This is a genomic window from Paeniglutamicibacter sulfureus, assembly GCF_039535115.1.
GTDB lineage: Bacteria > Actinomycetota > Actinomycetes > Actinomycetales > Micrococcaceae > Paeniglutamicibacter > Paeniglutamicibacter sulfureus.
On sequence record NZ_BAAAWO010000001.1, the window covers coordinates 1,202,606 to 1,216,738 of the forward strand.

Here is a 14,133-nt window from a genome sequence, read left to right on the forward strand (position 1 = left end):
TGGCCCCGTCGTCGTTCACCCGCCCAGTCTCGGCGCTTCGGCCTCGCTCCGGCGGCGGTCCGGCGGCGGTCCGGCGGCGGTCCCGCTGCCAGGGCCTAGGCGTCGGGGATCAGGCCCCCGTGGCCGTCGGCCCGCAGCGCCTCGCGCAGCTTCTGCGCGTTTGCATCCATCATGGCCGGATCGGGGTTGCTCTCAGCCCGCGTCAGGTCGAAGTCGGCCAGCGAGTTCGTGGGCCAGACGTGCACATGCAGGTGCGGGACCTCAAAACCGGCGACCATCAAGCCGGCACGCTCGGACCCAAACGCGCGGACCTGGGCGCGGCCGATGTGCCCGGCCACCGCAATGAGGTGGTTCATCAAATCGGCCGGTGCGTCGACCCAGTGGTCGACTTCCGCGCGCGGCACCACCAGGGTGTGGCCGTGCGTGATCGGCCCGATGGTCAGGAACGCCACGGCTTGCTCGTCCTTCCAGACGAAGCGGCCGGGGATCTCGCCGTTGATGATCTTGGTAAACAGCGTGCTCATGCACCCTCCTTAGTCGTTCCCGCCCAATGTGGCGAGGTCCAGGACAAACCCGTGTTGCACGTCCGCGGCAAGGATCCGCTCCCATGCCTTGTTGAGCCCCTGCGCACCAACCAGCTCAAAGCCGGGTGCCACTTGGTGTTTCGCGCAGAATTCGAGCAACTGGCGGGTTTCTGCCACCGAGCCTACCAACGATGGGACCCTCGGCCCGGTGTCGATGACCACCTGAAGTGGATCCGCAGCGGCCGGCACGTTCACAGCCGCCCCCATGGCCGCCGCCAGCCTGGCGGCCAGGGCGCCGCGTCCGCCCGGGTCCGGGACGCCCACCGTGCTGCCTGGTCCCACCCCGGGGTGCAGCAGCGTCGAGTACGCCCGGATCCCGGCGCAGGGCAGCGAAGCGGCGACGGCCAGGTCCAGCGCGGCCGGGATCCGCAGGACGAAGTCCCTGTCGACGACGATGCGCTTGGAGTACCCGCCGTGGGTGTAATCGCCGGTGCGCGGATCGAGCGCGCCATAGGTCGCCACCGACCCGGCGCAGAGCTGCTCTTGTCCGGCACGGCATGGCGCGCATTCCCTGCACGAATCGACCAGCGCGCCCACGCCGACCCGGGCACCGGGTTCCAGGTCCGCGGCCCCGGCACCGGTCCGGGCCACGACGCCGACGATCTGGTGTCCCGGGACCAGGGGAAGGCGCGCGGCCGGCCCTTCCTTGCGCCCCTCCCGCACGTCGCAATCGCACAGACCGCAGAAGAGGATATCGATGACCACGTCGCGAGGCCCCGGTTCGCGGCGGCGGATCTCCAGGGGCACCAGCGGTCCCCCGGCCACCCTAACTCCCAGCGCAGACACGGCGTCCGGCATCATGGCCGCCGGTCCCTGCCGGCTGCGAGCACGCGCCCGGATCTTCGCGGCGGCATCCAGCCCAGGGGGCTTCGGGCGACCGATCATGTCCCGAACCCAGCGCTCACCGGGGCGCCGGGGCCGGCAGTCCGGAGGTCCGCGGCTTCCCGGCAGATCACGGCGTCGGTCCGGTGGCCGCGGGGCGCGCGGGGTCGGCGCTCCACTGGGACCAGGAGCCGGGGAACAGCGCGGCATGCACCCCGATGGTTTCCAGCGCGAGGACCTGGTGGGCGGCGGTGATCCCCGATCCGCAATACGCCGCCACGTCGGCTGCCCCGGCGCCGGGCTTCACGCCCAGTTGCGCAAACGCGCGGACAAGCTCCGCCGATTCCAGCAGGCGCTTGCCCGCATCGAGGTTCCCTGTGGTGGGTCGGTTCAGCGCTCCGGGGATGTGCCCGGCGCGCGGGTCGACGGGTTCGACCTCGCCGCGGTAGCGCTCGGCGGCCCGGGAGTCCAGCAGGATCCCGTGGCCGGGGAACGCCGCAGCCTGCTCGATGTCGATGACCGGCATCTGCCCCCAGCCCGGCCGCACGTTGCCCGGGACAGCGGTGTTGTTCCCGGTTTCCAGCGCGCGCCCCGCGGCGACCCAGGCATCCAGTCCCCCGTCGAGCACCCGGACGTTGCCGATGCCGGCGTGGCGCAGCAGCCACCAGCCGCGGGCGGCGGCCAGGGCACCGGTGGCGTCGTACAGCACCACGGCGGAGCCGGTGTTGATGCCCCAGCTGCGCGCGGATGCCGCGAAGTTGCGCGCATCGGGCAGCGGGTGGCGCCCGGCCTCCGGGCTGGGCGCCGCGGAGAGCTCGGTCTCCAGGTCGACGAAGACGGCGCCGGGGATGTGTCCGGCCTCGTAGTGCTCCCTGCCGCGGGCATCGCCCAGCGCCCAGCGCACATCGAGCAGCACCGTGTCCCCGCCGGCCTCCTGGACCTTGGCCAGCTCCCCTGCGGTGATCAATGTCCGACGTTCCCCACTCATGCGTCAGTGCTCCTTGGTTACGTGTCAGTGAACTTGTCGGTGTCGCCGGGGCGCGCCGGCCCCGTGGATCCCAGCCTAGTTCCCCGGCCCCCTGCCCCGCACCGGTCCGCAAGGTTCGGCTCGGCTCGGTTCGGCTCGGTTCGGTTCGGCGGCCATCCGGTCACGCCGCCGGACGCGCCGCAGCGGTTGGTTGGGTAGGCTTGCTCGGGTGGATACAACGTCTTTGATTTCGCTCCCCCGGCCCTCCGCGACCCGCGATTGGGTGGATGCGGCGGTACGCACGATCGAGGCCGAGTCGATGCGCTCGGCCGACACCCACCTGCACCGGCTGGACCTGCCCCGCCAGTGGGGCATCGACCTGTACCTGAAGGACGAATCGACGCACCGCACCGGCAGCCTCAAGCACCGGCTGGCCCGCTCCCTGTTCCTGTACGGACTGGTCAACGGATGGATCACTGAGGGCACCACGATCGTGGAGGCCTCCTCCGGTTCCACCGCGGTCTCCGAGGCCTACTACGCGAAGCTCTTGGGCCTGCCCTTCATCGCGGTCATGGCAGCAAGCACCTCCCCGGAGAAGATCGCGCTGATCGAGGCCACCGGCGGCAGGTGCCATCTGGTCGATGACCCCTCAAGCGTGTACGCGGAATCCGAACGGCTGGCCGCGGCGACCAACGGGCACTACATGGACCAGTTCACCTACGCCGAGCGGGCGACGGACTGGCGCGGGAACAACAACATCGCCGAGTCGATCTTCGGCCAGCTGGCCATGGAGGAACACCCGGTGCCGGCATGGATCGTGGTGGGCGCCGGCACCGGCGGGACCTCTGCGACCATCGGGCGCTACGCCCGCTACCACCGTCACCACACCCGTCTGGCCGTCGCGGACCCCGAAGGCTCGGCGTTCCTGCCGGCTTGGCAGGCAGCCAACGCGGGCGGGAATCCGCGAACCGCCACCGGGCGCGCCAGCCGGATCGAGGGCATCGGCCGGGCCCGTCCGGAACCCAGCTTCGTGCCGGGCATCATCGATTTCCTGGCCACGGTGCCCGACGCCGCCTCGGTGGCGGCGATGCGCCACCTGCAGGAATTCGCGCACCTGTGCGCCGGGCCCTCGACGGGCACCAACCTCTGGCTGGCCTGGCAGGTCGTGGCGAACATGCTGGCCGCCGGCGAAAAGGGGTCGGTGGTCACGCTCCTCTGCGACAACGGGGAACGCTACGCCACGTCCTATTACGACGCTGACTGGCTTCAGGCCGCCGGACTGGATCCGGCTCCCTATGCCGGGCGGATCGAGCGCCTGCTGGCCTCCGGCAGCTGGGACTAGCGGCCCCCGGGATCCGCGGCACCGGCCACGGCTTCAGGAGTCCAGGGAGACCGCCTCGCCATTGGGTATCCGGCGGTAGTCCAGCCCGCGCTCGGCTGCCACGCGCCCCAGGTGCCCGTCCACCAGCGCCAGGCCACGCTCGTTGAGCAGCCCGTCGTGGATGGGGAAGTTTTGCGCCGCCGCGATGATGGACAGGAATTCGATGGTCTCCCCGATCTTGGCCCAGGGCGCGTGCGCGGGGACCAGCAGCGTGTGCACTGGGATCCCCTCGGGCACCTGGTAGCTGTCGCCGGGGTGGAAGAGCCTGCTGTCGATGAAGTACCCGATGTTCGACACCCCCGGCAGGGAGTGGTGGATGACCGCGTGCATGCCGCCGTGGGTGGAGATCTCCATCCCGCAGCCTCGAAGGAGGCACCCGGCCCGACCCCGTGGATGCGTGCTTCCGCATCCTGGACGCCCGCCGCCTTGGCAGCGGCCAGCACCGTGGAAGCCAGCGCAACTGGGGCATGGACGGTGAGGCCCCGGTTGGCAGCCAGCGCGCGCAGCACCGGCTCGAGGTCGAGGTGGTCGGCATGCTCGTGGGTGACCAGGATGGCCTCGACACCCGCAAGCGCCGCATCCAACGGCGATTGGTTGCCCGGATCGATGAGCAGGGCCCGGTTGGATGACGCCACCTTGATGCAGGCGTGGTTGAACTTGGTGATCTCCATGGCCCCAGCCTATGCATGCCGGGACCCGGGGCACCAGTGGGCCGGGCGCCGGGTCCCGGCTCCACCCGCGCCACTCCGGCGCACCCGCTGGTAAACTCGAGGTGTCAACCGGAGGTGCGTCCCGGCGCGGTGCCGGAATCGGTGTCCGCGGAACGTACCCGGTGGCAATGTGCCGATCTACAAGGAGTGCTCCAACAAATGACGAATCCTGCGACCGAACGGCGCAGTTCCGAACAGCGGGTGACCAAGCAGCGCCTGGCGGTCAACGCCGCGCTGGAGACGGTCGATGACTTTGTGACGGCGCAGGAACTCCACCGGTGGCTCGTCGACGAGGGCGACAAGGTCTCCCTGGCCACGGTGTACCGCCTGCTGCTGTCGATGGCCGAGGACGGCCTGGTCGACGTGCTGCGCAACAACGAGGGCGAGGCGATGTACCGCCAGTGCGTCATCGAGCACCATCACCACCACCTGGTGTGCAGCAAGTGCGGCAAGGCCGTCGAGGTCGAGGCGCCGGCGGTGGAGAAGTGGGCGGCCCGGGTGGCCCAGGAGAACGGCTTTACCGAACCCACGCACACCGTGGAGATCTATGGGCTGTGCCCCTCTTGCTCCGCGGCCAAGGCCGCCGACGCCAAGGCCTGAGCAACGCCCGTCGGCAGAGGCCCAGCAGTAACAGGGAGCACCAACAGCCATCCTCGGGGTAACCGACGGACAACCGGCGGACAACCCGCGGACAAGACGAAGGCGTGTGCCCCGCTCCCTCCAGGGGGTGCCGGGCACACGCCTTCGGTGTTTGTCGCGACTCGGTCGGCGGCCCTAGGCGGCGACGGCTGCCATCTTCTCCGAATGGCGCACCCGGTGCCGGCGCCAGGCAATGAGCCTGCACACCAGGTAGATGAGGAAGGAAATCGTGGTGACGTACGGGCTGATCGGCAACGAGCCGGCCAGGGCCAGCAGGATGCCGCCCACCACCGAGGTCATCGCGAAGGCCACCGAGAGCGACACCGTCAGCACCGGGTTGGAGGTCACCCGGATGGCCGCGGCCGCCGGGGTGATCAGCAGAGCGAGCACCAGCAGCGCGCCGACCACCTGGATCGACAGGGCCACCGCCAGGCCCAGGACCACCATGAAGGCGACGGAGAGCCGGGCGGCGGGAATCCCGCGCGCCGCCGCCACCGCGGGGTCCACGGAAATGAACGTCAGCGGGCGCCACATGGCCACCAGCGCCACCATCACAATCACCGAGCAGACGGCCAGCACGCCCAGCTGCACCGTGTCCACCGCGACGATCTGTCCGGTGAGCAGCCCGAACTTGTTCGCGCTGCGGCCCTGGTAGAGAGCCAGGAAGAGGATCCCCAGGCCCAGCCCGAAGGGCATCAACACGCCGATGATCGAGTTGCGGTCCTTGGCCGCGGCTCCCATGATCCCCAGCAGCAGCGAGGCCAGCACGGAGCCGACCAGCGAGCCGACCACGACGTTGGTGCCGATCAGCAGGGCGAAGGCAGCCCCGGCAAAGGAAAGCTCTGCGATGCCGTGCACCGCGAAGGCCATGTCGCGCAGCATCACGAAGATGCCGATCATCCCGCCGACCAGGCCCAGCAGGGCACCGGCGATCAGCGAGTTGGAGACCAGCGGCAGGATCTCGGCGTAGTCTTCGAAGCTGAAGACGGTGCTCCAGATCTCGGATAGGTCCATGGTTCCTAGGCTCCTTGAAGCGGGTGCGTGCGTTGCTGCGGATTGGCGTGGGTGACAGTCTCGGGCATGCCCACCACCACGATGCGGCCGTTGGATTCGAAGACCTCGATGGGCGATCCGTAGAGCTCGGAGAGGACCTCGGAGCGCATGACCTCCTGGGGGGTGCCGATGTGGAAGCGTCCGCCGGCCAGGTAGAGCACACGGTCCACGTATTGCAGGATCGGGTTGATCTCGTGGGTCACGAAGACCACCGCGGCGCCGTGGTCGCAGGCCTGCCGGTGGATCAGTGAGGAGATGGCCTGCTGGTGGTGCAGGTCGAGGGAGAGCAGCGGCTCGTCGCACAAGAGCAGCCGCGGGTCATCTGCCAGCGCCTGCGCGGCACGCAACCGCTGCTGTTCCCCACCCGAAAGCACCCCGACGGGACGCTCGGCGTAGGAGGTGGCGCCGACCAGTTCCAGCAGCTGGTCCACGCGCCGGCGCATGGACTTGCGGCCCAACCGGATGCCCCACTTGTGTCCGTCGATGCCCAGGGCCACCAGGTCGCGGGCGCGCAGCGGGGTGTTGTCGTCGAAGGAACGCTGCTGCGGGATGGTGCCCACCTGCCGCGAGCCCCGGGTTGCCGGCTTGCCGGCAACCCGGACGGTTCCCCCGGAGAGCTCCTGAAGCCCCATCAGGGTGCGCAGCATGGTGGTCTTGCCCGAGCCGTTGGGCCCGAGCACGGCCAGGAACTCGCCCGGGGCGATGTCCAGGTCCAGACCGTCCCAGAGCAGGCGGTCGCCAAAGCGCAGCGAGGCGTTGCGCATGCTGACCACGGGTTCGGGCGTCGTCGCCCCGGTGCTGGGGTTAGCGGCCAAGAGCCACCTCGAGTTGTTGCACGTTGGATTCCATCCAGGAGATGTGGTCCCGCCCGTAGGGCAGGGTTTGAGTCAGCTGCGGCACCGGGACCCCGTGATCCCGGACCTTGGCCCCGTGGGAATACTGGTCCTGCGAGGTCTGCTCCACCATGGCGCCCACGCCAACCTCCGGCCCGCAAACCGCGCCGGCACCCCGTTGGCGCAGGCCGAAGGCAACAGGATCGAGGCGGCGACGGTGAGGGCGCGAAGTGGCTTGTTCATGCGGTGGTTGCGGGGCCTTTCGGGGAAATGCAGGACTCCAGACTATCTCAATTGCGATCCATTCGCATTATTGGGCGCTGCGGTTCTCCCGGCGGATGCCCCGCTTCTGGTTCTGGTCGTCGATCTCCCCAACCAGCTGCTCCAGCACGTCCTCCAGGAACAGGATTCCCAGGGTCGCACCGGATGCTTCGACCACGCGGGCCAGGTGCTTGCCGTCGGCCCGCATCTGCTCCAGCGCGTCCTCGATCTCCGTGTCCGGGGCCACCACGCCCATGGGCCGCAGCTCGATGCCGGAGACCGGCTGGCGGTACTGGCTGTCGGGCAGCGCCATGACGTCCTTCATGTGCCAGTAGCCCTTGAACTCGCCGGCCTCGGCGATGACGATGCGGGAGAAGCCGGTCCGCCCCACGGTGCGCTCGAACTCCTGCACCGTGGTGCCGCGCTGCAGGGCCACGACCCGATCGCGCGCGACCATGGTCCCGGCGGCCGTGAGGTCGGAGAACTCCAGCGCCTTGCGCAGCCGCAGTGCGTCGTCGGCCTCCAGCGTGCCGTAGAGCGCCGAGCTGGCGATGATCGACTGCACCTCGGCCGCGGTGAACGCGGAGTTCACCTCGTTCTTGGGCTCGACCTTCATCAGGTGCAGGAACTGGTTGGCGATCCAGTTCAGCGAGACCACGACCGGGTGCACGACGACGGAAAGCAGCAGCAGCGGCCCGGCCAGCAGCAGCACCGCCTTGTCGGCCATCGACACCGAGATGTTCTTGGGCACCATCTCGCCGAAAGTCACGTGCAGGAAGGTGACGAAGAGCAGCGCCAGAAGGAAGGCGATGGTCCCGGCCAGGGCCTCGGACACGCCCACGAATTCCAGCGGCACCACCAGTAGGTGGTGGATGGCAGGTTCGGCGACGTTCAGGATCAGCAGCGAACACACGGTGATGCCCAATTGGCACACCGCCAGCATGATGGACACCGATTCCATGGCCTTCAGCGCGAGGATCGCGCGTTTGTTCCCGGCGGCGGCCAGCGGTTCGATCTGCGAGCGGCGCGCCGACATGACGGCGAATTCCGCCGCCACGAAGAACGCGTTGCCCAGCAACAGAATGATCAGCCAGAAAAGGCCGGCAAAGTCGTTCATGCCCGACGCCCCCTGGCTTCATCCGGGCTGGACGCCGAGGCAGCGCTCGAGGCACTCGATGCGCTCGAAGCGCTGGAGTCGCTGGAGGCGCTCACGATCCGCGGCACGAAATGCAGCTCGGCGACGCGACGCTTGTCCAGCGCGGTGACGGTGAATACGCCGCCCTCGGTGTCGACCGCATCCCCCAGGAACGGGATCCGGCCTAGCTCGGCCATCACGAACCCGCCCAGGGTTTCGTAGGCCGCGTCGTCGGGGATCTCCACCTCGCCAATGAGCTCGTTGAGCTGGTCCGGGCGGTACATGCCCGGGATCATCCAGGAGCCGTCGGACAGCTGCCGGACCTCGGGCGGGGCCGAGTCGTGTTCGTCGGCGACCTCGCCGACGATTTCCTCAATCAGGTCTTCCAAGGTGACCATTCCGGCGGTTCCGCCATATTCGTCAAGCACGATGGCCATTTGCAGGTTGGCACTGCGCAGCTGCACCAGCAGCGTGTCCAGGTGCACGGTTTCGGGGACAAAGATCACCGGGGTCTTGTTTTCGCCGACCTCCTTGCCGTTCCGCTTGTCACGCGGAATGGCGATGATGGTCTTGACGTGGCAGACGCCCTTGATCTCGTCGGAGGAGCCGTCTGTGACGGGAAAGCGGGAGTACCCGGTCTCCTTGGCCAGCTCGATGACCTCGTGGACGTGCGCGGTGTGCTCGATGGTCTGCATCTGGATGCGGGGTGTCATGACATCGGCCGCCGAGCGTTCGGAAAAACGCACGGTCCGGTCCAGGAACAGCGCCGCATCCTTGTCCAGCGTGCCCATTTCCGCACTGCGGCGCACCAGGGAGACCAGCTCGGCCGGGGAACGGGCCCCGGAAATCTCTTCCTTGACCTCGAGGCCAAAGAGATGCAGGACCTTGTTGGAGAAGCCATTGAGCACGATGATGGCCGGCTTGAAGATGGCGGTGAAGATCAACTGCGGGCGGGCGACGGCGCGCCCGATGTCGAAGGCCTTGGCGATGGCCAGGTTCTTGGGGACCAGCTCGCCGATGACCATCGAGAGCAGCGTGGCCAGCAACATGGCCACCACCAGGCTGACCGGCACGGCGGAGTCGCCGAGTCCCAGCGCCAGAAGCGGTTCCTGGAGAAGCTTGCCCACGGAAGGCTCGATGACGTAGCCGGTCAGCAGCGTGGTCAGCGTGATGCCCAATTGGCAGGAGGAAAGTTGGGTGGACAGGGACTTGAGGCATTGCAGCAGGGCCACGGCCTTGGTGTCGCCCTTGTCGACGGCTTCCTGGACGTTGGCCTGGTCCAGTGCGACGAGGGAAAACTCGACGGCGACGAAGAAACCGGTGCCCAGGATCAGCAGCAGGCCCAGGGCCAGCAGCAACCATTCCATCTAGCGTTTCACCGCCCCGTGGGCGGTTGTGCCTCGGAGGGCGGCAGCGCCGGGGCCCCGAAGTCTAGCGTCTGAGTGACCGCAACTGGAAGGCTCCGATAGCGAAGCGGAATTAGGCGGGCAATGACATGTGTGGCCGGCACCGCGTGATTTCACGACTGGCCGGCACAGAGAGTGGCTGTCCATAACAAATTCAGTGTATCTGAACTACGACACAGGCGTTCGATCTGGCGAGCGACCGCGCGCGAGGTCCGCCGCCGCGCCCGGAGGCTTGTCGCCGGTTGAAAAGGGCGCTCAGCGTCATCGGGACACCCAACCCGGCCCTTCAAGGCGACGCGCATGTGATACCCGGCTCATTGGTTCCCATCCGGGGTCCAATTGTCACTAGACTACTAAGCAGGTCTAGAACTATGCCCCTTGGTGGTCATCCCCCTCGGCGGCGCTTGGACAAACGGAAATACAGGGAGAAGAGGCGTAATACCGTGCCAGATCAATCGCACCACCGACTCACCGAAGAGTTCGGCGGGAACGAATGGCTAGTCGATGAGCTGTACCAACAGTTCCTCAAGGACAAGAACTCGGTAGACAAGAAATGGTGGGACATCTTCGCGTCCCTCAATTCGGAACAGGCAGCCGCACCCCCGGCCGCAGAGGCACCGGTTGCGGCGACTCCTGCGCCGGCCCCGGCCGCTGCTGCCACCCCGGCCGGCGCACCGCGCGCCGCGACCCAGGCCCGCGTCGTTGACGTTTCCAGCAGCACGCCCAGCTCCTCCGCTGAATCCTCCGCCGCGGGCAAGTCCGCAGCCGCCGCCCCGCGCGTCCCGGCCGACCCGGCCCCGGCCACCAAGTCGCAGCCGATCCCCGCACAGGTCCCCAAGGCCACCGCTCCCGGTGCCATGGGCGAGGAAAAGCGCACCCCGTTGCGCGGCCCGGCCAAGGCGATTGCCACCAACATGGAGCAGTCCCTGACCGTCCCGACCGCCACCACGGTGCGCGCCGTCCCGGCCAAGGCCCTGATCGACAACCGCGTGGTCATCAACAACCACCTCAAGCGCGCCCGCGGCGGCAAGATCTCCTTCACGCACATCATCGGCTTCGCCGTGATCCGCGCCCTGAAGCTCTTCCCTTCGCAGAACGTCACCTACGCCGAGGTCGACGGCAAGCCGATGGCCATCACGCCGGCCCACGTGAACTTCGGCATCGCCATCGACATGCCCAAGCCCGATGGCTCGCGCATGCTGGCAGTGCCGAACATCAAGGCCGCCGAGAACATGAGCTTCAACGAGTTCTGGGACACCTACGAGGACCTGATCAAGCGCGCACGGGCCAACAAGCTCACCGCGGATGACTACGCCGGCACCACCGTCTCGTTGACCAACCCCGGCGGCATCGGCACCGTGCACTCGGTGCCGCGCCTTTCCAAGGGCCAGGCCACCATCGTCGGCGTTGGCGCCCTCGAGTACCCGGCAGCCTTCCGCGGTGCCGCGGACGTGACCGTTGCACTGCAGGGCGTCGGCAAGGTCATCACCCTGACTTCCACCTACGACCACCGCGTCATCCAGGGCGCCGGCTCGGGCGAATTCCTGAAGCTGGTCGAATCCCTGCTGCTGGGCGAACAGGGCTTCTACGACGAGATCTTCGAAGCACTGCGCATCCCCTATGAGCCTGTCCGCTGGGCAGTCGACAACCAGGTCGACGTCGACCTGCAGGTCAACAAGATCGCGCGCATCCAGCAGCTGATCCACTCGTACCGCGTGCGCGGCCACCTGATGGCCGACACCAACCCGCTGGAATACGTCCAGCGCCGCCACCCTGACCTCGACATCCAGACCTACGGCCTGACGCTGTGGGACCTGGACCGCGAATGGGTCACCGGCGGATTCGGCGGCAAGGACCGCCTGTTGCTGCGCGACATCCTCGGCGTGCTGCGCGATGCCTACTGCCGCACCATCGGCATCGAGTACATGCACATCCAGGATCCGGTGGAACGCAAGTGGTTCCAGGACGAGCTGGAGCACCCGTACACCAAGCCGACCCGCGAAGAGCAGTTGCGCATCCTCTCCAAGCTGAACTCCGCAGAGGCCTTCGAGACCTTCCTGCAGACCAAGTTCGTCGGGCAGAAGCGCTTCTCGCTGGAGGGCGGCGAATCCCTGATTCCGCTGCTTGACGGCATCATCTCCGATGCCGCAGACGCCGGCATGGAAGAGGTCGCCATCGGCATGGCCCACCGCGGCCGCCTCAACGTGCTCACCAACATCGCCGGCAAGACCTACTCCCAAGTCTTCCGCGAATTCGAGGGCACCGCGACACCGGGCTCGGTCCAGGGTTCGGGCGACGTGAAGTACCACCTGGGCACCGAGGGTTCCTACACCTCCGACGCCGGGAACCAGACCAAGGTCTACCTGGCGGCCAACCCCTCGCACCTGGAGGCCGTGAACCCGGTCCTCGAGGGCATCGTGCGCGCCAAGCAGGACCGCGAGGGATCCAAGGACTTCAACGTCCTGCCGATCCTGGTGCACGGCGACGCCGCCTTCGCCGGACAGGGCGTGGTCGGCGAGACCCTCACGCTCTCCCAGCTCGAGGGCTACAAGACCGGCGGCTCGATCCACGTGATCGTGAACAACCAGGTCGGCTTCACCACCGCCCCGACCGATTCGCGCTCCTCGGTGTACGCCACCGACGTGGCCAAGCAGGTCCAGGCACCGGTGTTCCACGTCAACGGCGACGAGCCGGAGTCCGTGGTCCACGTGGCCCAGCTGGCCTTCGCCTACCGCCAGCGCTTCAACAAGGACGTCGTCATCGACATGGTGTGCTACCGCCGCCGCGGGCACAACGAGGGCGACGACCCGTCGATGACCCAGCCGATGATGTACAACCTCATCGAGGCCAAGCGCTCGACCCGCAAGCTGTACACCGAGGCCCTCGTCGGTCGCGGCGACATCACGCAGGACGAGGCCGACCAGGCGTTGCGCGACTACCAGGAGCGCCTGGAACGCGTCTTCGCCGAGACCCACGCCGCGCAGACCAGCCCGATCCCCGTCATCACCCCGGGCACCTCGGCGATCAACGACCTGGAGCTGCCGGCAGCCCAGCGAGCTGACGACGCCTCCGTCGCCGCACCGCGGGACACGGCCATCAGCGCCGAGACCCTGGCGCACATCGGCGCCGCCCACCTGGCCATCCCGGAGGACTTCACCGTCCACCCGAAGCTCAAGGTGCTCCTGGAGCGCCGCGAAAAGATGAGCCGCGAGGGCGGGATCGACTGGGGCATGGCGGAAATCGCCGCCTTCGGCACCCTGTCCATGGAAGGCGTGCCGGTCCGCCTGGCGGGCCAGGACTCGCGTCGCGGCACCTTCGTGCAGCGCCACGCGGTCTTCCACGACCGTCTCAACGGCGCCACCTGGTACCCGCTGCTGAACCTCTCCGAGGACCAGGCCAAGCTGTGGATCTACGACTCACTGCTGAGCGAATACGCGGCACTGGGCTTCGAATACGGCTACTCGGTGGAACGCCCGGACGCCCTGGTGCTCTGGGAGGCGCAGTTCGGCGACTTCGTCAACGGCGCCCAGACCGTGATCGACGAGTTCATTTCCTCCGCCGAACAGAAGTGGGGCCAGCGCTCCTCGCTGGTCATGATGCTTCCGCACGGCTACGAGGGACAGGGCCCGGACCACTCCTCGGCCCGCATCGAGCGTTTCCTGCAGATGTGCGCGGAAAACAACATGGTCGTGGCCCAGCCTTCCACCGGCGCCAACCACTTCCACCTGCTGCGCCGGCAGGCCTACGCCCGTCCGCGCAAGCCGTTGGTGATCTTCACCCCGAAGCAGCTGTTGCGCCTGAAGGCCGCCGCATCCGCAGTCGAGGACTTCACCACCGGCACCTTCCAGGAAGTCATTGGCGACACCGCGAACCTGAACCCGGCAGACGTTGATCGCGTGCTGCTGGTTTCCGGCCGCCTGTACTACGACCTGGCAGCCGCCCGCACCAAGGCGAACGACACCAAGACCGCGATCATTCGCGTCGAGCAGCTCTACCCGCTGCCCGCCGAGGAAATCGCCGCGGAACTGGCCAAGTACCCGAACGCCGAGGTCGTCTGGGCGCAGGACGAGCCGGCCAACCAGGGCCCGTGGCCCTTCGTCGGGCTGAACCTGCCCGCCGAGCTGGGCAAGCCCGTTCGCCTGGTGGCCCGCAAGGCCTCCGCCGCGACCTCCACCGGCACGCACAAGCGCCACGAGGTCGAGCAGGCCCGCCTGCTCACCGCGGCGTTCACGCGCTAAGGCAGCACGACACGCGCGGAGTCCACTTCGCTGGGCTCCGCGCGTGAATACCCTCCCTCGGGGCGGGACACTGACGGTGTCCCGCCCCGAGGTCGCTTAACCGA

General features: G+C 68.1%; 12 protein-coding genes and 1 pseudogene. 3 read left to right on the plus strand and 10 right to left on the minus strand.

Going from position 1 to position 14,133, the window contains the following annotated elements; genetic code table 11:
- Positions 1 to 95 precede the first annotated feature (95 nt).
- From ABD687_RS05440 to ABD687_RS05450, 3 genes are all read right to left on the minus strand, one after another.
- Entirely contained in the window at positions 96 to 524 is a 429-nt protein-coding gene (locus ABD687_RS05440) for an HIT family protein (protein ID WP_310292928.1), read from the minus strand.
- Positions 525 to 533: 9 nt separating this feature from the next.
- The gene (locus tag ABD687_RS05445; RefSeq protein WP_310292926.1) at positions 534 to 1,469 is read right to left on the minus strand and encodes an alcohol dehydrogenase catalytic domain-containing protein; all 936 of its coding nucleotides are present in this window, start codon (positions 1,467 to 1,469) and stop codon (positions 534 to 536) included.
- A gap of 67 nt (positions 1,470 to 1,536) precedes the next feature.
- Positions 1,537 to 2,394, minus strand: coding sequence for a sulfurtransferase (locus ABD687_RS05450; protein WP_310292924.1), 858 nt, complete (start codon positions 2,392 to 2,394; stop codon positions 1,537 to 1,539).
- Between the two features lie 298 nt (positions 2,395 to 2,692).
- On the opposite strand from ABD687_RS05450, the gene ABD687_RS05455 reads away from it, so the two are divergent.
- Complete coding sequence (locus tag ABD687_RS05455) at positions 2,693 to 3,715, plus strand: PLP-dependent cysteine synthase family protein (RefSeq protein WP_310293527.1); 1,023 nt, start codon at positions 2,693 to 2,695, stop codon at positions 3,713 to 3,715.
- 33 nt (positions 3,716 to 3,748) lie between these two features.
- On the opposite strand, the gene ABD687_RS05460 is transcribed toward ABD687_RS05455, so the two are convergent.
- Positions 3,749 to 4,108: an MBL fold metallo-hydrolase gene (locus tag ABD687_RS05460; protein WP_310293559.1), complete on the minus strand. Its 360-nt coding sequence runs from the start codon at positions 4,106 to 4,108 to the stop codon at positions 3,749 to 3,751.
- 41 nt (positions 4,109 to 4,149) lie between these two features.
- Positions 4,150 to 4,425, minus strand: a pseudogene (locus ABD687_RS05465) (MBL fold metallo-hydrolase); the annotation flags it as partial.
- Between the two features lie 198 nt (positions 4,426 to 4,623).
- Between ABD687_RS05465 and ABD687_RS05470 the strand changes: the two are divergent.
- Complete coding sequence (locus ABD687_RS05470; RefSeq protein ID WP_264269239.1) at positions 4,624 to 5,064, plus strand: Fur family transcriptional regulator; 441 nt, start codon at positions 4,624 to 4,626, stop codon at positions 5,062 to 5,064.
- A gap of 174 nt (positions 5,065 to 5,238) precedes the next feature.
- On the opposite strand, the gene ABD687_RS05475 is transcribed toward ABD687_RS05470, so the two are convergent.
- The 5 genes from ABD687_RS05475 to ABD687_RS05495 form a co-directional block, all read right to left on the minus strand.
- A complete protein-coding gene (locus ABD687_RS05475; RefSeq protein ID WP_264269238.1) occupies positions 5,239 to 6,117 on the minus strand; it encodes a metal ABC transporter permease in 879 nt (292 codons plus the stop codon).
- A 5-nt stretch (positions 6,118 to 6,122) separates the two neighbouring features.
- Positions 6,123 to 6,920: a metal ABC transporter ATP-binding protein gene (locus ABD687_RS05480; RefSeq protein WP_310293526.1), complete on the minus strand. Its 798-nt coding sequence runs from the start codon at positions 6,918 to 6,920 to the stop codon at positions 6,123 to 6,125.
- Positions 6,921 to 6,960: 40 nt separating this feature from the next.
- Complete coding sequence (locus tag ABD687_RS05485; RefSeq protein WP_344760968.1) at positions 6,961 to 7,131, minus strand: hypothetical protein; 171 nt, start codon at positions 7,129 to 7,131, stop codon at positions 6,961 to 6,963.
- A gap of 168 nt (positions 7,132 to 7,299) precedes the next feature.
- On the minus strand, positions 7,300 to 8,367 hold the full coding sequence (locus ABD687_RS05490; RefSeq protein WP_310292919.1) for a hemolysin family protein: 1,068 nt from the start codon (positions 8,365 to 8,367) through the stop codon (positions 7,300 to 7,302).
- Positions 8,364 to 9,752 (minus strand): hemolysin family protein, encoded by a 1,389-nt coding sequence (locus tag ABD687_RS05495; RefSeq protein WP_310292916.1) that lies wholly within the window; start codon positions 9,750 to 9,752, stop codon positions 8,364 to 8,366. Before ABD687_RS05495 ends, ABD687_RS05490 begins: the two co-directional genes overlap by 4 nt.
- A 482-nt stretch (positions 9,753 to 10,234) precedes the next feature.
- Here ABD687_RS05495 and ABD687_RS05500 point away from each other — a divergent pair, with 482 nt between their 5' ends.
- A complete protein-coding gene (locus tag ABD687_RS05500) occupies positions 10,235 to 14,029 on the plus strand; it encodes a multifunctional oxoglutarate decarboxylase/oxoglutarate dehydrogenase thiamine pyrophosphate-binding subunit/dihydrolipoyllysine-residue succinyltransferase subunit (protein ID WP_302265639.1) in 3,795 nt (1,264 codons plus the stop codon).
- Positions 14,030 to 14,133 lie beyond the last annotated feature (104 nt).